Origin of the sequence: Anaerobium acetethylicum, from assembly GCF_900096945.1 — a bacterium.
GTDB lineage: Bacteria > Bacillota > Clostridia > Lachnospirales > Lachnospiraceae > Anaerobium > Anaerobium acetethylicum.
Genome location: NZ_FMKA01000007.1, coordinates 70,696 through 92,111, shown reverse-complemented (window position 1 = coordinate 92,111; position 21,416 = coordinate 70,696). Strand labels below are relative to the sequence as shown.

Genomic DNA, 21,416 nt, shown 5'->3' with positions numbered 1-21,416 from the left:
AGGAAAGGAAACTGATATGAGGAATATTTCATCTTTTAATGACAACTGGATATTTGTAAAACATGCGTCCGATGCAATGGATGCGGTCCATTCTGCCGGGGAAGCCGTCGCGCTGCCCCACACATGGAATGCTGTTGACGGGCAGGATGGCGGAAACGACTACCACAGGGGACTCTGCTGGTATGCAAAAGAGTTTGCGAGGCCGGAAACGGATCCTGCTGAACGGGTTTACCTGGAATTTCTCGGCGCAGCAATGACTGCGGAGGTATTTTTAAATGGAGAAAAACTGGCTCGCCACGAAGGCGGCTATTCTGCTTTCCGTGTCGACCTTACGGATTCTTTAAAGGAAATGAACCAGCTTGCTGTTTCTCTGGATAATGGGGATAATGATACCGTATACCCGCAAAAAGCGGATTTCACTTTTTATGGCGGACTTTACCGCCCGGTCAATCTGATTATTGTTCCGGAAAGCCATTTTGCGCTGGACTATTGCGGAACGCCTGGAATCAAGGTGACGCCTGTTGTTGATCTGGAAAAGAAAACGGCAGAGGTCACGGTGGAAGCCTGGATAAGCGGTCCGGCTGACAGGGCCGTATTTACGGTATGCGATGAAGTGAAAGAGTCGGCGGTGGAAAACGGTTATGCCAGGGCGATATTCACCATTGAACAGGTGCATCTCTGGGATGGTATCGATGATCCCTTCCTGTATACAGCAACGGCATCCCTGGAAAGCGGCGACTCTGTAAGTACGCGTTTTGGCTGCCGTCATTTTGAAATCGATCCTCAAAAGGGATTCTTTTTAAACGGACGCAGCTATCTGCTTCGGGGCGTATCGCGCCATCAGGACTTCAAGGGTGCAGGCAATGCGCTGACGCCTGAGTTGCAGAAACTGGATATGGAGATCATCAGGGAACTGGGGGCCACGACCCTCCGCCTGGCACACTACCAGCATTCCCAGGAATTTTATGATCTGTGCGATGAAAACGGTATTGTGGTATGGGCAGAAATCCCGTACATCACCATGCATATGAAGTCAGGCCGCGCGAACACCTTATCCCAGATGGAGGAGCTTGTGGTTCAGAACTATCATCATCCCTCCATTTTCGTCTGGGGGCTTTCCAATGAAATTACTGCGGCAAGTGCCGTGAATGAAGATCTGATTGAAAACCACCGACTCTTAAATGAGATCTGCCACAGGCTGGACCAGATGCGCCCCACCACGATGGCAAATGTGTTCATGCTTGAGATTGAAAATCCGATCCTGGAAATCCCTGATATTAACAGCTATAACCTCTATTTTGGATGGTATCTCGGCGAGCTGGAACAGAATGATGAGTTCTTTGATGAATATCATGCAAAATATCCGGACCGCTGCATCGGCTTTTCCGAGTATGGCGCCGATGCGAACCCGCAATATCAGTCGGCCGCACCGGAACGCGGGGACTATACGGAATCCTATCAGGCAGTCTATCATGAGCACATGCTGAATATGATCGAGGAACGCCCGTGGCTTTGGGCAACCCATGTATGGAATCTGTTTGACTTCGCTGCCGACGGCAGGGATGAGGGTGGAAAACATGGAGAAAATCAGAAAGGCCTTGTGACCTTTGACCGTAAAATCAAGAAGGATGCCTTTTATCTTTACAAGGCGGCATGGAATAAAACCGAAAACTTTGTACATGTATGCGGACGCCGCTACGTTGGCCGCACGGAAGATCTGACGGAAATAAAGGTATATTCGAATCAGTCCCAGGTGGATCTTTTCGTTGATGGAAAGCATTTTGGCACCCAGAGCGGAAAAACAGTATTCAGATTCCAGGTGCCGATTAGCGGAACCCATATAATCGAGGCAAAATCCGGGTCATGCTCAGACCGTATACAAATACGTCATGTCCTGGAGCAGAATCCCGATTATCTTTTCATAAAGACAGCACCTGTCCTCAACTGGTTTGACGCGGATGAATTTGATCCTGGATGCTACTCTGTTTCTGATACCTTAGGCGATATCCGCTCCAATCCGGAAGCCGGGTCCGTTGTCAATCAGATGATGGCTCATGCGGCACAGAGCCGCGGGGATGTTGCTGATGCAGTCAAGGACAATCCTGCATTGCAGCGGATGATGAACCGGATCACATTGATCAGCCTTCTCAAGCAGGGCGGGAGCGATGAAGAGAGCGTGAAACAGATCAACAGGGTTCTGCAGGGGATAAGGAAGACAAGCTGAGGAAAGGAAACGAATATGGATAAAATAATCTGCAATCCACTTGATCTGGAGTATAGATATCAGTATCGAACCAGTCCCATGGGCGGCGTTTCCCTGTCGAGGGAGGCTGCCGATCCGACCATAGTTCTTTTCAAGGAAACCTATTACTTATTTGCGTCTATGTCCGGCGGATTCTGGTATTCTGATGATCTGCACGAGTGGAAATTCAAAGAAACACCAGAACTGCCCATCTATGACTATGCTCCCGATGTCCGCGAAGTTGCCGGCCGGGTCATATTCAGCGCGTCGCGCCATGGAAGTCCGTGCTCCTTATATGAAAGCTGCGATCCTGTGAATGAACCTTTTGTTCCATTAACGGAACTGTTTGAATTCTGGGATCCGGACATTTTCGAGGATGAGGACGGAAGGGTCTATTTTTACTGGGGCTGTACGAATACGGATCCTTTATGGGGGATCGAAATCGACCGTGAGACCATGCTTCCGATAGGGGAGAAGAAGGCGATGTTTGGTGAAAATGAAGCTGAGCATGGCTGGGAGCGCAAGGGCGAAAATAATAAGCTGAGTGAACCGAAGACAGAATACGAGCGCATGATTCGCCAGTACGTCGGAACCAAGCCGTTTATTGAGGGCGCGTACATGACAAAATACAAGGGGAAATACTACCTGCAGTATGCGGCACCCGGCACTGAGTGCAATGTATATGCGGATGGCGTATATGTTGGCGATGCCCCGCTGGGACCTTTTTCCTACCAGCCCCATAATCCGTTTTCTTCAAAACCGGGCGGGTTTATTACCTCAGCTGGTCATGGAAGCACATTCAGGGACAAGGATGGCAACTGGTGGCATGTTTCCACCATGCATATAAGTGAAAATGAAAGCTATGAGCGCCGCATCGGCCTTTTTCCCTGTGATTTTGATGAAGATGGAATCCTGCACTGCAATCAGAATTTTTCCGATTATCCATTTGCCCTGCCTGAAGGTGAGAGCATTCTGATGGATGCTGCGGCACCAGCCATGCAGCTCCTCTCCTATCAGGCAGAGGCAAAGGCCTCAAGCAATCAGGACGGGTTTGCGGCGGAGATGGCAGTTGATGAGAATATAAGAAGCTGGTGGGCCGCATCGGAAGACGATCCGGAACCCTGGTATGAAATAGATCTGGGCGAAAAGCAGTCCGTTGAAGCGATTCAGATAAACATGGCCGATCACAAAATGCCAGATACCCAAATCCCGGCAAATAATCAGGTCTTCACACGCGCAGGCGGACGTTTTATTTATACAAAACCGCAGCGGACGGCATATTTGCTGGAAGGATCGGCTGATGGCATAAACTGGGAAATGCTCCTGGACACACATGATGAAAACAGTGACCGGGCTCATTATTTATGGACATCAGAAAAACCAGTGGAACTTCGTTTTGTCAGAATCAGCAGCTTCATGATTCCTTTTGGCGGCGTTCCAGCCATCAGCGGCCTGCGGATATTTGGAACAAGCAACAGTCCCGCTCCGGCCCGAGTCAAAACCATAAACGCATCCAGAAGCGATGACGGAATCAATATCCTGCTCAGCTGGGAGGCGATTGCGGGTGCCGACGGCTATCAGGTACGTTACGGAATTGCCCCGGACAAGATGTACAGCAGCTGGCAGGTAATCGGTCAAAATGAGCTGGATCTAAGCACAATCAATAAAAACCAATGCTACTATATTGCTGTCGACAGCTACAATGCAGGCGGGGTGACCGCGGGTGCGGTAATTATGGTGGAATAACTTAACTGTTCAGTAGTCCGTGACTATGAAGGGCGCAGTCCTGAATAGTCACGAATAAACTTCGCAATACCATGTTTTAAGGAGAGATTTAAAATGCCAGTGAAAGCAGTTCAGCAATTTATGTTAGGTACAGTATTGAATAATGAAAAGCAGGCAAAAAGCACTCTGCATGCAGTGAAAAACGCAGGATATAATGGTATCGAACTCTGCAGCTTTATGATCCATCCGGCGGGCTGGCTGGTAAAGGCGCTTACAAGAGCGGCGGGAATGCCTGTTGGAAAAGGAGGAAAGCTGGATTGGCATAAGCTGATAAAAGAGTCTGGACTCCAGGTGATCAGCCTCCACAGCGATTTAGGAAGCATTGAGCGTAATCCCCATGCGGCTGCTGCAGAAGCCAGAAGTTTCGGCGCAACATACATTGTCATTACAGGAATGTACCGGTTTGATTATGGTGACGAAGCCTCGATGCACGAGCTCGCAAAGCGCCTTAATCAGGCAGGAAAAGCATTATCCGCTGAGGGAGTCAGCCTTTTATATCACAACCATAACTGCGAGCTGCGAAAAGTAAATGCTGGCCAGACGGCTTATGATATTCTGCTTTCGGAAACAGACCCTGAATACGTCAATTTTGAATTCGACAGCTACTGGTTTGCAGAAGGCGGGGCGGATCCCCTGCTATGGATGAAAAAGCTTGGCAGCAGAATGAAACTTTGGCATATCAATGACCGGGGGACCCGTATGAGCGGTTCCTCTATGACACCAATCATAAAGATGGACAGCATGGAACTGGGAACTGGAAACATGAATCTGGATGCCCTTTTTCAACAGGCTGAATCAGTGAATGTAGACGCTGTCATACTGGAGAGCCACCGGAACTGGATCGGTAATTCTCCTGTGAAGAGCCTGGAGATGAGCGCCGGGTGGCTACGCCAAAAAAAGGTACCTGACACCATAAACAAAATTTAATGGTGTCAGGTACCAAAAAAAAAATTTAATGGTGTCAGGTACCATAAACTGGAATTTAATGGTGTCAGGTACCATAAACATAATGGTATTAGGTACCATAAATAGGGTACCAAAAAACGGATAAGCCAGCATAATAGCATACTGTCTTATCCGTTTTTCTGCCTGAAACCATTTATATTAAACGTTACTTTATGCTTTGGCAGAAATTGGATTCACATTAACAAACGATTTCGCATCAAGCAAACACTAATATTCATGATTTATCTTTCATTTATTAACGCTTATACTTCTGGATCTGTTCTGACTGAAATACACGTCCCTTGCTGTCGATTCCAACAATCAGACGGAGCTTTTCCACTTGCAGCCTTTTGATTGATTCTGTTCCAAGGTCTTCATATGCAACGACATCACAGGTTTTTACCTGGTTAGAGATCATTGCAGATGCACCTCCAATGCTTAACAGATATACCCCTCCATACTTTTTGCAAAGTTCAGGCACAAAATCAGACCTGTCGCCCTTTCCAATCATCCCTAACATTCCCAGCTGAAAGGTCATTTCCACAAAGCTATCCATCCGCATGCTGGTCGTTGGCGCTATCGAACCCATTGTACGTCCCGGTTTCGTCGGACATGGTCCGGCATAGAAAATCAGCTGATCTTTGAAATCGACTGGCTGCGGCTTTCCCTCTGCGAGTGCTGTCTGCATCCTCTTATGGGCTGCATCACGAGCTGTATAAATTGTACCTGTTAACTCCAGTACATCTCCAATATTCAAATCCTTAATATCCTCTTTTGTCAAAGGTGTGTGCAGTTGAATAATCTTATTCATTGTCTTTTCCTCCCTTCTTATATTTCTGCTGATGCGTGTCGGCTGGCATGGCACTGCAGATTGACGGCAACTGGTAATGCTGTAATATGACATGGGAAATATTCAATATGAACATCCAGTGCGGTGGTCCTGCCTCCCATACCAAGCGGTCCGATCCCTAAATCATTGATTTTCTCCAGCAGTTCTTCTTCCATGCGGGCATAATGAGGAACTGGATTTCTCTCTCCAATTGGTCTTAAGAGTGCTTTTTTTGCAAGCCATGCACACTTATCCATGGTACCGCCAACACCTACTCCAACAATAATTGGAGGGCAGGTCATTCCGCCGGCATACTCAACTGTCTTCATAATAAAGTCTTTTACCCCTTCTTCACCCACTGCAGGTACTAAGGTTGTAAATGCACCCATATTTTCACTGCCGCCGCCTTTTGGCATCACGGTAATATGCACTTTATCTCCAGGTACGATCTCGGGATGAAATACACATGGGGTATTATCACCAGTATTCACACGGTCGAGCGGATCACGAACCATTGATTTACGGAGATATCCCTCTTCATAGCCTTTACGCACACCTGCATATACAGCTTCAACCAGCGGCATTCCGCTCCAGGATATTTCCTGGCCGATTTCCATTATTACAACCGCTGTTCCTGTATCATGGCAGCAGGCAATCTGCTCCTGTTTCGCATATTCTGCATTTTTTATCAGAAGATCAAGCGTATCTTTTCCGTAAGGAGACTCTTCCTGAGTATACGCTTTCTTCAATGCATCTATTAAGTTATCATTTAGTTCGTAACATGCTTTTTTGCATAAATCAGCAATAACCTCTATCACTTCACTTGTATCCATATTTCTTGTCATAATTATTCCTCCTGAAAATTTTTTTGATTCCGATCTTTAATAAAATGGATAAAAAATCGGAAGCAATATCATACTAACTACAAAACAAACTGCACTTACGGCAAGTCCAGGTTTCAGGAAATCCTTGAATTTCACATTTCCTGGTCCAATGATCATGGAATTCGCCGGTATCGCCATTGGTGTACAAACTGCTATGCTGCTCGCGATAAATACTGCTATTACTACCGCCCTTGGATCTGCGCCGATTGATTCGGCAATAGTCCAGCCGACGGGACATAAAAGCGTACATGCTGCAGTATTGCTCATCACCTGTGTCAGGGCCCATGTGAGCAGCCACAGAGAAGCCATTACAATCATAACTCCCGAATTTCCGGTAAGCTTGATCACTGCATCGGCAATCATTTTCCCGCCTCCGGTATTATTCAAAGCATTTCCCAATGGCATCATAAATGCCAGCATGAATACCGTTAATGTCTCAAATGATGCAAATGCTTCTTTTTGTGTCAATACTCCTGCAAGCACGATTACGATAGCGGCACAGGAAGCAGTGATATGCATCGGTGGAAGAAAACTGATATAATCAGCTAAAACCATTCCAGTAATTGCAAGTACAAATACGATTAGCGTCAAAGTACGGTGCCATGAGGGGATGTCACTGTAATCATTTTCGTCTGAGCCAGAACTCAGTGAACCGGCTTCGCGGTCAGGAATCAGCTTGGAACCGAAAAAGTACAGGAATATTGCTGTTGCAGCCAGTAAAGGAATACCTATTTTAGCAGGTTCAAAAAAGGCAATAGACATGGTACCCTTACTAAGTTCTTCAATTGTACTTTTTGCAACTAAATTTCCTGGTGAACCGATAATAGAAATATCTGCTCCGACTGTCGCACCAAAAACAAGGGGCATTAACAATTTAATCGGTTTGATATTACTGCCCACTGCAATTCCCATAACGATAGGCAGGAGCACTGCAACAGTACCGCTGTTGGAAACGAAGCCGGACATAATACCACCGACCAGAAAAACAACCACCATCAGTCCTTTTTCTGTTTTTGTATACTTGAGCAGCATCTGACTTGTGTTATAAGCCAGTCCGGTCTTGAAAAATGCTGCGCCCAGAACGCACATTGCCACAATCAAAATTACATTGGCATTTACGATAGATGAAAAAATTTCTTCTACTTCGATAACGCCTGTAAAATAAAGGGCAATCGGCACCATAAAAGCAATAAGACCCATCGGTAATTTGTCGCTGACAAACAAAGCAATTGCTACTACCAGAATGATCAGGGTAATAATAGCTGGTGACATAAGTATCCTCCTTAAAATATCGATTTTTAATTGTTTCAGTTGCCGTCAAAATCTCCCGGGCAGCAATTGTAATAATTGCTATAATTTTCTCGACTTCTTGACTCTAATTATACACATTGCACAGTATAAGTCAATTTGATTAAATTTATATTGCCATCAATAATATTGATAATGATTGCGATGGGCAATTTCCTTGATTTCAAATTTCAAACACGTATAATGAAACTATAGTAACAATTCAGGACTACGCCCTTCATAGTCACAGATGATTCACACAAATTGCAAAATCCGCAATTTGGCGCACGCATGTCTCGGGTTTTTATGCAAATTCAGCATAAAAACACCTCGCGAGACAGGGAGTGTGAATAGCTACAAACTATAAAATATAATGGAAATCGAATTATCCAATGCACCGTCTTGAGGAGGAATGGAATGCAGCATGAAATGAAATATATTCATACAATCTATGAAGAAGGAAGTTTTTCCAGGGCAGCCGAAAAGCTGTTCTTATCGCAATCTGCACTTAGTATGGCGGTCCAGCGTACCGAAGAAATGTTAGGCGATTCTATTTTTGACCGCAGCAAACGTCCGCTCAAATTAACGCCTGTCGGAGAGGCCTACATACAAAAATATTACGAAATACGTCAGTTGGAAAAAGAACTGGAAGAACAGATTAATGATATCCGTAATTTAGAAAGCGGAAACTTGACAATCGGGGGGACGCAATATATCTTTTCCTATATCCTGGCACCCGTTCTTCTACAATATACCACTCAATATCCGAATATAAATATTCAGCTTATCGAATATGGGTCGAATCAATTGGATGCTAAATTGCTGGATGGTACTATTGATATCTGTTTGAAATGCGATGAAGTGAAGCCCCCGCTGACAACATACGGTCATGTATTTTATGATAATTTATTCCTTGCAATGCCCAATTCTTATACCAAAAAATACAAGCTTCCCCCGGTAGGATTATCACGTGATCAGATTATAAGCGGTGAATTTCGCGCTGAAAAATATGATTATCTGCCTCCTTCCTATTGGGGCGATATCCCGTTATTATTGCTGACTTCCGGAAATAATCTGCGCGCACGGGCTCTCGAAATATATCAGGAAAACAATGTGACGCCAAATGTTACTTTGGAAATACAGCAGCTGGTGACAGCCTACCATCTTGCTGTCAGCGGTCTGGGTGCCACCTTTGCAACGGAGTTCATTATCGAAAAAAGCAGGGAACCGGATGCTGTCTATTTCAAATTGGATTCTCCACTAACAATCAGGGATTTTCAATTTGTCATGAATAAAAAGGGATATTTGTCAAAAGCTGCCTGTAAGTTTATGGAGATGGTGAAAACATACTATGGGACTTGACACTATTACCACGGTGGTACCTGCCACTTTGGTACCTGACACCATAAACTGCATTTAATGGTGTCAGGTACCAATAGGTGTGTCATTGATTATCAGCCAGCAGGAGAAGTGTCCAGACAGGCATTTTTCACAACGGAACATTTTTACCCTCTGCTTTATGTGCTCGGTGCCTCACGTCCGGATGACAGGCTGACGATCTTCACCGATTCCTGTACCCTGGGAGCAATATCAATGACAAGCTATTTGTTTGAGGCTTGACAACAATTCGAAAGGGGAGATTCCTATGTCAGATCTTCGAGATGAAAACAAACCTACAGTTGTGGTGAGCAGGTGCCTGGGATTTAGCAAATGCAGATACAACGGCGATGTAATTGAGAGCGATTTTGTGCAGGGATTAAAGGAGCATGTAAATTTTATTACAGTCTGCCCGGAAGTGGAGATTGGCCTGGGAATCCCGAGGGATCCCGTGAGGCTTGTAACGGAACAGGGGAAAATAGAACTATATCAGCCAGCCACCGGGAAACTATATACGCAGGAAATGAATCAGTATGCAAGCGATTTTTTTGAATCTGCAGACCGGATCAATGGATTCATATTAAAGGGAAGATCGCCATCCTGTGGAATCAAAGACGTGAAAATATATCTGGGCAAAGAAAAATCGTCAGCATCCATGAAAGGGGCAGGTTTGTTTGCGTCCCATGCGATGAAGCATTACCCATATCTCCCAATCGAGGAGGAAGGACGCCTTACGAATTATGCCATAAGAGAGCATTTTTTAACAAAATTATACACCTTCTTCAGATTCCAGAAGGTAAAAGATTCAAACTCCATGAAGGAGCTGGTAAAGTTTCATGCCGACCATAAATATCTGCTTCTCGCGTATAACCAGACCGAATCAAGAATTCTGGGCAAAATAGCTGCGAACCATGAAAAGAAGCCATTTAAGGAAATCATTGAGAAATATGAACTTCATCTGGGCCTGGCATTTGCGAAATTACCGAGCCGGAATAATTATGTGAATGCATTCCTGCATATATTCGGATATTTTTCGGACACGCTGACCAGCAAAGAAAAAGCATTTGTTTTGGACAGATTTCAAAAGTATAAAGAAGAAAAAATCCATATGAGCGTGGTTTTGAATCTGTTAAGGACCTATGTCATTAAGTATGATCATGACTATCTGCTGGACCAGACGATATGGGCGGCATACCCGGAAGAACTGCTGGATATTGGTGATTCTGGGAAATAGATATATTGGTACCTGACACCAGTGACTAAGTGACTAGGTACCTGACACCATAAACTTTTGTTTATGGTGTCAGGTACCAATATAAGGGGCCAATATAAAAAGGAGGAGACCTGTGAAAAAGCATCTTAGAATAGCCTTGATCGCCATAACAGCACTTATTATTTTATTGGGCGGTGCTTTTTTGATCTATGCATCTGATTATTACAGAGCAGATGATACAGCGATTGCAGTTATGCAAAGTGATTCGGATTTGCATATTCAGGATAACCTGGTAGTTCTGTCTTCCCCAGTATCCAGTGACACTGCGCTGATTTTTTATCCGGGCGCCAAGGTGGAATATCTGGCTTATCTGCCGCTTCTTGAAAAAATCAGGGAGAGCTGCGGGATCACCTGCATCCTGGTTGAAATGCCATTTAATATGGCTATTTTCGATAAGAATGCCGCCGACGAAATCATCAATCAGTTTCCCGAAATCAGGAACTGGTATATAGGAGGCCACTCCATGGGCGGCGCAATGGCCAGTGACTATGCCTCGAAGCACCAGGAAAAGGTAAAGGGGCAGATTTTGCTGGGGGCTTATATTTATGGCGATTACCCGGAGGAAAATGCGCTGACAGTTTACGGAACATTCAATACAAGCGTGGAGGAGAAGATAAACTACACTGAGAATATCGTTGTGATAGAAGGCGGAAACCATGCCCAGTTCGGAAATTACGGAAAGCAGAAGGGCGATCCAGACGCAACGATTTCAAGTGAAGAACAACAGAACATCACCGTTGAAGCGATTGGAAAATTTTTGGCAGACAGGAAACAGTGAATAGGTCTGTCATAGAAAGATTGCAGAAAACACGTTTACTGGTGAAAAAATATCCAGAGTGAATGCAGAACGGTGCCATATGAAGTGGGACATCTAAAACCAGATATAAAAAAGCCGGACAAAACAAGATTAATGTTTGAATTAACAGACAAATATATTATAATATAAGAAAATGTAGTGGCAAGGAGCAGAAGCCTATGGATAAAAAAATCAACCTAAACCACACCGTATATGAGATATGCATGGAATATCCGGAAGTCACAGACATTTTAAAGGAGATGGGCTTCCACGACATTGTCAAACCGGGCATGATGCAGACAGCGGGACGATTCATGACAATACCAAAAGGCGCATCCATAAAAAAAATCAGTCTGGATCTCATTAAGAATGCGCTGCAGGAAAGAGGATTCCGAATAGAAGAATAGGAGGAGACTGGATGAGTGAATTGATTAACAACAGGGAACTAAGGCAGAAAGCAATAAAAGACATTATCAAACAGCTTCATGAGGGAAAGACAGCAGATGAAGTGAAAAACCAGTTTGAAGAAGCTTTTGAAGGCGTATCCGCCTCTGAAATTTCGGAAGCGGAAGGGGCGTTAATTGCAGAAGGGCTTCCAGTGGAAGAAATTCAGAAACTCTGCGATGTTCATGCTTCCGTTTTTAAAGGTTCCATTGAGGAAATCCATCAGCCGGCTGATCCATCCCTGATTCCGGGCCATCCGTTAAACGTACTGAAGCTTGAAAACAGAGAGATCGAGAGAATCATAAAAGACGAGATACGTAGCAAGCTCAATCTGATCCATAGCGAAGCAGGCATCAGTGAAATCTGCTCCGGGATTGAAAGCCTTGGGAAAATAGGCATACATTATCAGAAGAAAGAGAATCTGCTGTTTCCTTATATGGAAAAGTATGGGATAACCGCGCCCCCTAAAGTCATGTGGGGAGTGGATGATGAGATACGGGCAGCCATAAAGGAAGCGAGAGGACTGTTCGAAGGCGGAAGCCGTGATGCAGAGCAGGCCGCGGCAAAGCTGGAGGAGGCTCTCACCAAGGTTGAAGAAATGATCTTCAAAGAAGAAAACATCATGATTCCGATGCTGATGGAAAATCTGACCCAGGATGAGTGGAAAATCATTGCAGATGAAAGTGGGGAAATCGGTTACCTGATTGAGAATATTCCGGTTTGGAATCCTGCACCTAATGCAGACTTCACACAGGCTGAAACCATTGAAGCAAAGGAAGCACCAGGGTTTATCAAGCTGCCGTCGGGAATATTCAATACAGAAGAACTGACCTGCATGCTGAATACGCTTCCTTTTGATATCACCTATGTCAATAAAGATGATGTGGTCAAATATTTTTCGGAAGGCAAGGAAAGAGCGTTCCCGAGAACGAAAGCGATTATCGGACGAAACGTATCAAATTGCCATCCGCCAGCAAGTGTACACGTTGTGGAGCATATTGTGGAAGACTTTAAAGCCGGCAGGAAAGATCAGGAAGATTTTTGGATCCATGCAGGAGAAAAGTATATCCTGATCAGATATTATGCTGTTCGGAATGAAAAGGGCGAGTACCTCGGCGTTTTGGAAGTGACGCAGGATATCAGGCCGATACAGGGGATTACTGGAGAAAAGAGATTGTTATCTGAATAGAGCAGAATTGAAAAAGCCGTTGAGAAGTCAGCGGTTTTTTCTTACTAAAATTTAATTTTGAAATAGAAATCATAATTATAAAGGGGGCAGCGTAAAGTTATGATCCAAAAAATAATCATGCTGTATAAAAATAAAAAGATATGGGTTATTTTAAGCGGGTATTTTGTCGTCGCCTTATTCTTGTCGATTCTTATTATTCTGATAGATCATAGAATACTGCCAGTTCAATCGTATATTCCTGCTATATTGTTTACTACTGTGGATTTGGCGAGACAGATTCTGGGAATGCTGTCTGGCGTTCTTTTGACAATCACAACATTTACCTTTTCTACAATTCTGGTTGTGTTGACAATGTATTCCTCTCAATTTTCGCCTCGTGTTGTGGAAAACTTTCTGACAAATAAAATAACGATGAAAGTTCTGGGCATATATGTGGGAGGTTTTTTTTACTGCATCACGAATTTGCTGTTTTTGAGAAATACAGATTTGGATTACCAGGTGATTTGTGCAGCTGTTGGTGTAATCTATTCCATCCTTTGCATGATCTATTTTGTTGTGTTTGTATACACCGTGTCATCATCGATACAAGCCAATAAATTAATTGAAAGATTATATGATGAATCAAAGCAAACCATAGAGAACACGATTTCATTACAAAAGGACAAGGAACGGAGCAGGCAGTACAGTTTTGACCAGAATGATCTGAAAATCGAGCTATTTTCAAAAAAAACCGGTTACCTGGATTTAATTGACTTAGATTTGATTTGGAACCTGATTAAAGAGTTTGAATATAAAATTTTTATACATACGGGCATAGGAGATTTCCTGTCGGAAAATCAGAAAATTGGAGTCTTATATTATCGTCAGGGCGAAATTGATGAGGATTTCATCAGCCAATTATCAGATTGTTTTACTGTGGGAGATGAAAGATATGCGTTTAATGATTATAAATTTTCGCTTCAGAAAATCATTGAGATATCATTGAGGGCGATTTCGCCAGGGATAAATGATCCTTACACGGCGATCCGCTGTATAAGGATGCTTGGGGTGTTGCTGGGGAAAATGGCTGGAATTGACGGCTGTTATACCGTTATAAAATCTGATGAATCGAAAGCCGCGATTATTTATGAAAGTGTAGATTTTCGAAAAGATCTTTATTACACATTCTACCAGATTATTCATTATGGCAAAGCGGATATATCAGTTGTCTTAGCGCTATTCGAGGCGCTGGAAATCATTAAAAGAACAGCATCCATATATAATCAGAGGGTTGTGAAAGAATTTGCGGAGTACATTTATTCCGTTTGTATATCTGAATACGAGCATAAAATGGATACAGATCTGATAAAGGAAAAAATGGACAGCATCAGGGAAGCAACAAGGCTTTCATGATTTTACGCTGTATACGCCGGTGCAGTTTCGGAATCTTTGAATTTGAAACGTATAGTCTGGTGTGTTAATATCAATGATAAGACGCATAAAGTGAAAGCTGCTATGGAGGATATAAAAATGGATATAGAAAGAACCATAAAAAACCTAAGACAGAAAGGCTACAAAGTTTCTTGTTTTGAAAATGCGGAAGATGCTGCTGCATATCTGAATCGTATCATTGATCAGAAATCCGTTGGGTTTGGTGATTCGACGACTTTATTAAGCATGAAGCTGTTTGAAAGGCTGTCTTCTCATAACGAAGTTTTGGATCCGCAAAATTGTGCGGCTGAGACGGACTTCATGGATACTGCAAAGCAATGCTTAACAACGGAAGTCTATCTTACGTCAATGAATGCTTTGTCAGAAAACGGCGAGATCGTGAACATGGATGGCACCGGCAATCGCATAGCTGGATCTTTGTTCGGCCATGAAAAGGTTTTTTTTGTCTGCGGAACCAACAAACTGGTTCCCACCCTTGAAGAGGCTGTCTGGCGGGTGCGGAATATCGCGGCGCCCCAAAATGCCATGAGATTAGGACTGAAAACCCCTTGTGCAAAAAGAGGAGACCGCTGCTATGATTGTTCCAGTCCAGAGCGGATCTGTAATGGCATGATGATTCATTTTAATAAAATGCATGGGATTGAAATGGAAGTTGTTTTGATAAATGAACAGTTAGGCTTTTGATGTTGTACTGACAGACCTTATAGCAATACCGTTTTGAACCATATAAACAGACTGGTGTGCTGACACATTGACACTTAAGCTAATGACCCCAACGTATCAGTGCACTAGAGCAAGAAAGGATTCGCTGTCCGTCATTTTGGGGCAGCAGGAGGATTATGAGAGAAAACAGCAATAAGAAAATCAATATACCAGACCCTGCAATGGGACCCATAAGATTCACGGCCGCAAGTTTCAAGAATGCAATTTCAGGACTCGGCGCACTTATAAAAAAACCGAAAATGTTAATGATTACGATATTTATTTCGGTCCTGCAGACCGTGCTGTCCTATCTGAAGATCCTGATGCCGTCTTCTGTGGCGGTTGCTTATGCCAGCTTCTTCACGTTCGCCCAGGGTGGGATGTACGCCGGACTTATAGGTGCCGTGGGTGGAATTATCGGAAAAGGAATCTATGCATGGTTTATCAACACCCTCATTTTCTCTGCGCTCACAGGGAAAAAGAAAAAAGCCAATGTTGAGAAAGAGCCGAAGATAAAAGGAGAATTTGTGCTTTCGCTGGCGGGAACCGGCATTGCGCTGATTGTCTATAATTTTCTGACGGGAAATGCCGCCCTTGAAAACAGCGTGATCGGGGTGACTGCAGTGGCAGCCTGTGTGCGTGCGCTTAAAAGGAAGAACGGATTTCTGATCGGATTCATATGCTCCTTCACCAGGGGGCGTATGACAAGGAACAGAGCAGGAAAGGTGATCAAGGGAATGATAGCCGGATTTTTGATCGGCGTTTTATCATCCTTAAAATTCAGCGGCATCCTTTGCTACATCGTCGGAGCCGTCATGTTGATGCTCGCCCTGGCTTTCATGATCGGAAGGAAGCGGGCAGCTGCAGCCGTGACTGCCATGCTGCTGGTTCTGAGTGCGGCACTTCCGGTATCTGCGTCATCGTCTCCTGATTCCGACGAGTGGCTTACTCCGCAGGAAGCGTATGGGATTCCGGGGGATACCCTTTCAAGCTATATGGAGCTTGCGAATGCAGTCAGCGCAGATCCGCCGGCATCCATGGAACTGACCCTTGTGGCAGTGGGTGCAAGAAACTTCGAGGAGTCCCTGCGGCTTGATAACCAGCAAGTCGTGGCGGAAAACGGAGAAAGCGGCGTATTTAATGTGAATGCAGCGTTTTCGGAATTCAGTTTTGACAGCACAGTAAGCCTTCACATGGAGGAGGATGGCTGGTATGCGGATTCCTCCACGTCCTATGCTGCAAACAACAGCTGGACAAATGATGAGACGGAAGAGGGGACATACAAAGACTACCAGAAATGTTATTTTTCGTCAGGCCATCTGGGAGCAGCAAATTATCTGTATGAACAGTACCTTGAGCCTGGAAAATTCTATATGGAAATCAATATCCCCTTCGCATATGGAGATGTTTTAGGTGAGAGCCAGGCAAGCAGTGCGACCCAGATCTTTGCCAGGGTCGACCGCGTGAAGAGAACGGAAGATGAAGGCGGAAGCGGCCAGGTGTCCGGAATCTGGGAGCTGAAGGGAACAGAGACATATATAATCAGGCAGGTCGACAGCAGCGTCAGTACAGCTGAAAAATTTACCGGCCAGTGGACGGGAAATGATCTGGTTGACGAGATGGATATAAGCGTCACGGGAAATACGATCACTTATATCAGAACGAGGGCATATTCCGAAGGCGAGTTCATAAATGACCTGACGGCAAGCTTCGGAGAGCCGCCGTCTCAACTGAAGGCATTCGACACCCTGCGCATATCGGTAAGTGAAGAGGGTACTTTTTATGACAGCGGAAACAACAGCAGCAGGGAGTTTGAAGGCGGTCTGGCATGTGCCGGATTTCTGCCAGGCACAAGAAGCGAGAGCTTCAGTACCAGGGAAAATGACAGTGATTTAATGGCGTATCCATTTGGAGCAGGACTTCAGCAAATCTGGTTCGAGAATGCAGACGGATTTCTTCAGTCGTCCATACCGCCGGGGCAGACACCGGGAGAAATGATGACCCTCGAGCTGGCATTTGGCGTGCATGAGCCCTATGACACATCCCAGGGAAGGATTTGGGAAATACCTGTCATTGCATACCTCTATGAATGGAAGAGCGGGGGCGTATTGCCGCCGGAATCGGAAGAGGAAGAAGAAGGTACCGGAGATCAAACAGCCTGGGGAGCCGATATCGAGATCGGCGGAGACTGGGATGAACATGCCAGCGGGGAAGAAACGGGCGTAATCAGTGCCCTGTCAGCCCTTTCAGCCATTGCGGGAGCGGCCGCAGCTGCAGCTGCAGCAGGCGGGTTCGGCGGAGGCCCCGGGGGCGGATCCGGAGGATATATAAAAAGGAATGAAGAGGATGACCTGGTCGTGAGGGATCCGGTAACGGGAGAGGAAAGCCTTTATGTAATCAACCGAAAGACAGGATTATATACAAATCCCCTGACAGGGGCGGATTACACGGAGGAAGAACTGACCGGACATATCGCTTCCCGGGCAGAAAATGCCGGCGTGCTGCGCCAGGACTATGAGAAGGCAGAACAGGCGAAAAATGAGCAGCGGGAAGACAACCAAAAACTCAGCCAGGCCGGGAACGAGCTGGAACTTGAAAAACGGATGAACGATATGAAAAAGAGCCTCGGTGAAAAAGGGGAAGAAGGCGATGAGATAGCTGCAGCCATGGCTGCAAAGCTTGACCAGCTTCATCAGCAGAAGAAAGCAACAGGATCCTTTAACCAAAAGGACCTGGAGCGTTTCAGACATACATACGGCAAATGGACAAGAGGAGATATTGCCGGAAGCAGCGGCCTTCCGAAGGCAGAAAACGAATGGGAAATCTTTAAGCAGGGAATGGCGAATACAGGCGAGGAAATTGCCAGAGGCGACAGCTGGAAAGCGATCGGACTTAAAGTCGCTGTTGGGCTTCTAACGGGAAGCCTGGTTGCACGTGCGGCCATATCAGCTGCTGCTGCCGCAGTTGCCGAGGCAGGCCTGGAAATTGCACAGGCCGGCTATGTGATGAAGGATTATGTGGATAAAGGCGGAAAGGACTGGAAGGAAGGCGCTCAGCAGGCGATTACAAAAACCCTTGTCGGAGAAGCGATCGGAAGGACCTTTGGCCTGGGATTAAAAGGCATTGGAATGGCTGCATCGAAAACAGGACAGGTACTGTCTAAATCAAAAGCCGGCAAATATATCGTTGACGGGATTGTCGATTCAGGCGAAGCGGCAGGCAAAGTGCTGAATGCAAACATTGGGGATGTGCCTAAGGTAATCAGACAGCTGGGTAAAGAGTCAGGAGAATCTGCAGTCGCAGCAAAGGCAGTAAATGCTGCAGCTGCAAAATTAAGGGATGCAGGTGCAAAGGGTGCTGACAGTGCCGGGAAGCAGGCGGCAGGAAGCGTGGAAAGTGCCGGGAAGCAGGTGGCAGGAAGCGTGGACAGTGCCGGGAAGCAGGCGGCAGGAAGCGTGGACAGTGCCGGGAAGCAGGCGGCAGGAAGCGTGGAAAGTGCCGGGAAGCAGGCGGCAGGAAGCGTGGAAAGTGCCGGGAAGCAGGCGGCAGGAAGCGTGGAAAGTGCCGGGAAGCAGGTGGCAGGAAGCGTGGACAGTGCCGGGAAGCAGGCGGCAGGAAGCGTGGACAGTGCCGGGAAGCAGGTGGCAGGAAGCGTGGATGATACTGCAAAACAGGCGGCTCCGGGGGCAGAGGATCTTGCAAAGAAGACTGAAGGCACCCCAAAGATGGTAAAAGATACGGATGCATATAAAAAAGTATCAAAGGAAATAGATAACAGTCTGAATAAATCAAAAGAAACGGCAGCAGAAAAAATCAATAAATTCAGAAGCAAGGCATCGGAAGATCCGGAACTGGCAGCCAGACAGGCAGCCCACGAAGAGGGCGGCAGAATAGGAATCGAAAAGGTTGAAAGGCTTGAGAATGCACGAAAAGAACTGGCAGGCAATCCCGATTCCCCGGAACTGAAGAAAGAATTTGAAAATGCGGTCAGAGATGTGCAAAAGAACAAGCATGCCCAAAAGGTAATGAATGAAAAGGAACTGGTGGGAAATGACACGCGTCAGGGCTTTAATGATTATAAGGTGAAAAAGGATGCGGTCATATCACTCAACACAAGTGAGCGTGTAGCGCTGAAATTGGGATTTGACCCTAAAAATGTAAGCAATGTACAGGCTACGAATTCCATGGATACCGGAGGAGTCGGTGACATAGCAGGCGTTGCAGGTAAGCGTGATTTCGGAACTCCAAGCGGGGAGGCACCGAGAACATTTTCGGAAAGCGATGTTGATGCAAATGGACTGGAAAAGAAAGGTGGAGAAAAAATCAGCATCGATCTGGACCAGACATACCGGGTGGAAATCAGGATGAAGGACGGTACGGTCATTTCGAAGGATCTACCTGCATCCGAGGTGCGCATGATCCAGAATGAAGAGGCATATAAGGCCTGGAACAACGGGGAATTGCCGCTGAAAAAAGATGGCACAATCGACCATGAGGCTGTCAAAAAATTTGCCGATGATATGGACTACACGGTAGTGGATGCAAGGAGTCCGGATGCTTATGGTATTCCAGGAGACCTGCAGCAGGCTTTGAAAAACGATGGTACAGTAAGGGAATATTCAGATCCTGAGGCTGTAAGCAAGACAATTTCCTATAAATCAGATGAGTGGTTAGAAAGAGGCGCTAAGAAGGCTGATGATGGGGATATAATCAATGCAGAAGGCGACGTGGCAGAGGGGATCAGGCAATCCACAAAGCAGTTCGACAGCCAGCTGGTTTACCAGGTAAAGGCAATCAATACCAGGGCAGGCACCACACGGGTGGTTATTCCGGAAAAACTGGCAGAGGGCATGTCCGTTTTGAAACAGATCGGCCATGGGCCGGGAAAGATCAGTCCTGCGGAGGCGGAAGCCGTACTGAATGAAATGGGCACGAATACGGAAAGCATTTTAAAGCTTTGCGCCGATGAGACAGAATTTATCAACAGATTAATTGTGGGAGGGTTAAAGAATGAATAACAGACCAACATTCAGCATTCCTAAAAATGCTGTTTCCGGGGCAGGAGATGTGCTGGGAATAAAAGCAAACCGGCTTGCAGGTTTTTTCGGACTCTCCGAAAGCAGGGAAAGGAAAATGCCGGAGGAGGGTGGGGAAACGATCCTGCCGGAAGAAGACTGGAAAACGATTCTCCCGGAAGAGGGCTGGAAAAAGATCCTCCCGGTCATTCTCAATCCTCGTAACTTTTCGGGGATCATAGCGCTGTTTCAGGATGACAGCATGCTTTTTACAAATGTCCTTACTGGCGAAGAGGATGCCGTGTTCTGCGGGGAAGAAGAAGGAAACCTGAAGGTGATGCCTATGACCCAGACAGAGATCATAGAGCTCCTGGCTTCCTATCTTGGTGAGACGGGAACTCCGTCAAAGATAAAACAGGAGCTTTCGGCAGATGCGTTGATTGCCATGCTGTCCATTGCCGACAGCATCAGGCGTGCAAGGCTTGAGAATATGCTTGATCCCTCTAAAAATGATTTTGAAATCACCGGAGAAAGCCTGGGAAGGGAATGTGAAAACGCGGTCAAATCAGGTGATTTGAGATGGCTTGCCCCTTTTATGGCAGAGCTTCGCTGGGAATCAAAGCCCGTGGATTTCACCAAAGCCCTCAGCGAGCTTAACCGGCTTGGTATCATCCGGTTCCAAAACGGCAAAGTCGACATAGACGAACGGGGAGAGGTCTTTTTTCAGGAACTGGCCAGCCGCAAGGCCATGATCGGCATCAGGAGCGTTTTTTATCACGAAGGAGTACTGAACTATCTTTCCATGGCATTTATGAGGACAGAGCATTATTTGTGGTACTTGGATGCTGCGGACAATGGATGCATGATGTCCCTGGAGCATGAGGAGCTGAAGGGAATGATAGGAACCATGATTGCACCCGGCGAGGCGCCGCCGGAAGCGACTGCAGCGGCCGGGATTAGCGAGGCGGTTGGGATTAGCAAGGCGGCCGGGATTAGCGAGGCTGCCGGGATTAGCGAGGCTGCCGGAATTAGTGAAGAAGCCGGATTTCTTGAGGAAACCGGAATTAGCAAGGCTGCCGGGAAATCCGACGAAAATAAGGAAGAAAGAACTACCCCTAAATTCTGCAAATATTGTGGAGGGAAATTGAATGAGGGTGCGAAATTCTGTAAAAGATGCGGAAATAAAATCGGATAAAACGGGAAAACATAGGAGGGCG

General features: G+C 45.8%; 16 protein-coding genes. 13 read left to right on the top strand and 3 right to left on the bottom strand.

Annotation, left to right across the window (positions count from 1 at the left end):
* Nucleotides 1-16: 16 nt before the first annotated feature.
* The 3 genes from BJR36_RS08175 to BJR36_RS08165 all read left to right on the top strand — a co-directional run bounded on the left by BJR36_RS08175 (nucleotide 17) and on the right by BJR36_RS08165 (nucleotide 4,954).
* Nucleotides 17-2,224, top strand: a complete 2,208-nt coding sequence (locus BJR36_RS08175) for a glycoside hydrolase family 2 protein (RefSeq protein WP_091232593.1) — start codon at nucleotides 17-19, stop codon at nucleotides 2,222-2,224.
* A gap of 15 nt (nucleotides 2,225-2,239) precedes the next feature.
* Nucleotides 2,240-3,988 carry a family 43 glycosylhydrolase gene (locus BJR36_RS08170; RefSeq protein ID WP_091232591.1) on the top strand — a complete coding sequence of 583 codons (1,749 nt, stop codon included), beginning with the start codon at nucleotides 2,240-2,242 and terminating at the stop codon, nucleotides 3,986-3,988.
* Nucleotides 3,989-4,081: 93 nt separating this feature from the next.
* Nucleotides 4,082-4,954, top strand: a complete 873-nt coding sequence (locus tag BJR36_RS08165) for a sugar phosphate isomerase/epimerase family protein (protein ID WP_091232589.1) — start codon at nucleotides 4,082-4,084, stop codon at nucleotides 4,952-4,954.
* A gap of 274 nt (nucleotides 4,955-5,228) precedes the next feature.
* On the opposite strand, the gene BJR36_RS08160 is transcribed toward BJR36_RS08165, so the two are convergent.
* Genes BJR36_RS08160 through BJR36_RS08150 form a run of 3 tightly spaced genes read right to left on the bottom strand, consistent with a single transcriptional unit; the run spans nucleotide 5,229 to nucleotide 7,957 of the window.
* On the bottom strand, nucleotides 5,229-5,783 hold the full coding sequence (locus BJR36_RS08160; RefSeq protein ID WP_242875502.1) for a FumA C-terminus/TtdB family hydratase beta subunit: 555 nt from the start codon (nucleotides 5,781-5,783) through the stop codon (nucleotides 5,229-5,231).
* Between the two features lie 17 nt (nucleotides 5,784-5,800).
* Nucleotides 5,801-6,646, bottom strand: a complete 846-nt coding sequence (locus tag BJR36_RS08155) for a fumarate hydratase (RefSeq protein ID WP_091232583.1) — start codon at nucleotides 6,644-6,646, stop codon at nucleotides 5,801-5,803.
* A gap of 36 nt (nucleotides 6,647-6,682) precedes the next feature.
* Nucleotides 6,683-7,957: an SLC13 family permease gene (locus tag BJR36_RS08150; protein ID WP_169823631.1), complete on the bottom strand. Its 1,275-nt coding sequence runs from the start codon at nucleotides 7,955-7,957 to the stop codon at nucleotides 6,683-6,685.
* Between the two features lie 432 nt (nucleotides 7,958-8,389).
* Here BJR36_RS08150 and BJR36_RS08145 point away from each other — a divergent pair, with 432 nt between their 5' ends.
* The 10 genes from BJR36_RS08145 (at nucleotide 8,390) to BJR36_RS08105 (ending at nucleotide 21,394) form a co-directional block, all read left to right on the top strand.
* A complete protein-coding gene (locus tag BJR36_RS08145; RefSeq protein WP_091232581.1) occupies nucleotides 8,390-9,334 on the top strand; it encodes a LysR family transcriptional regulator in 945 nt (314 codons plus the stop codon).
* Nucleotides 9,335-9,391: 57 nt separating this feature from the next.
* Nucleotides 9,392-9,592, top strand: a complete 201-nt coding sequence (locus BJR36_RS20255) for a class III extradiol ring-cleavage dioxygenase family protein (RefSeq protein WP_169823630.1) — start codon at nucleotides 9,392-9,394, stop codon at nucleotides 9,590-9,592.
* Nucleotides 9,593-9,617: 25 nt separating this feature from the next.
* Nucleotides 9,618-10,583: a YbgA family protein gene (locus BJR36_RS08140; RefSeq protein WP_091232578.1), complete on the top strand. Its 966-nt coding sequence runs from the start codon at nucleotides 9,618-9,620 to the stop codon at nucleotides 10,581-10,583.
* A gap of 112 nt (nucleotides 10,584-10,695) precedes the next feature.
* Nucleotides 10,696-11,400 carry an alpha/beta fold hydrolase gene (locus tag BJR36_RS08135; protein WP_242875501.1) on the top strand — a complete coding sequence of 235 codons (705 nt, stop codon included), beginning with the start codon at nucleotides 10,696-10,698 and terminating at the stop codon, nucleotides 11,398-11,400.
* 197 nt (nucleotides 11,401-11,597) lie between these two features.
* Nucleotides 11,598-11,825 carry a DUF1858 domain-containing protein gene (locus tag BJR36_RS08130; RefSeq protein WP_091232574.1) on the top strand — a complete coding sequence of 76 codons (228 nt, stop codon included), beginning with the start codon at nucleotides 11,598-11,600 and terminating at the stop codon, nucleotides 11,823-11,825.
* A gap of 11 nt (nucleotides 11,826-11,836) precedes the next feature.
* Nucleotides 11,837-13,051, top strand: a complete 1,215-nt coding sequence (locus BJR36_RS08125; protein ID WP_091232571.1) for a DUF438 domain-containing protein — start codon at nucleotides 11,837-11,839, stop codon at nucleotides 13,049-13,051.
* Nucleotides 13,052-13,150: 99 nt separating this feature from the next.
* A complete protein-coding gene (locus BJR36_RS08120) occupies nucleotides 13,151-14,443 on the top strand; it encodes a DUF2254 domain-containing protein (RefSeq protein WP_091232570.1) in 1,293 nt (430 codons plus the stop codon).
* Between the two features lie 117 nt (nucleotides 14,444-14,560).
* Complete coding sequence (locus BJR36_RS08115) at nucleotides 14,561-15,166, top strand: lactate utilization protein (protein ID WP_091232567.1); 606 nt, start codon at nucleotides 14,561-14,563, stop codon at nucleotides 15,164-15,166.
* A gap of 155 nt (nucleotides 15,167-15,321) precedes the next feature.
* A complete protein-coding gene (locus BJR36_RS08110) occupies nucleotides 15,322-20,202 on the top strand; it encodes a hypothetical protein (RefSeq protein WP_091232565.1) in 4,881 nt (1,626 codons plus the stop codon).
* Nucleotides 20,195-21,394, top strand: a complete 1,200-nt coding sequence (locus BJR36_RS08105) for a zinc ribbon domain-containing protein (RefSeq protein WP_091232563.1) — start codon at nucleotides 20,195-20,197, stop codon at nucleotides 21,392-21,394. The genes BJR36_RS08110 and BJR36_RS08105 overlap by 8 nt, the downstream gene beginning before the upstream one ends.
* The last annotated feature ends 22 nt before the right edge of the window (nucleotides 21,395-21,416 follow it).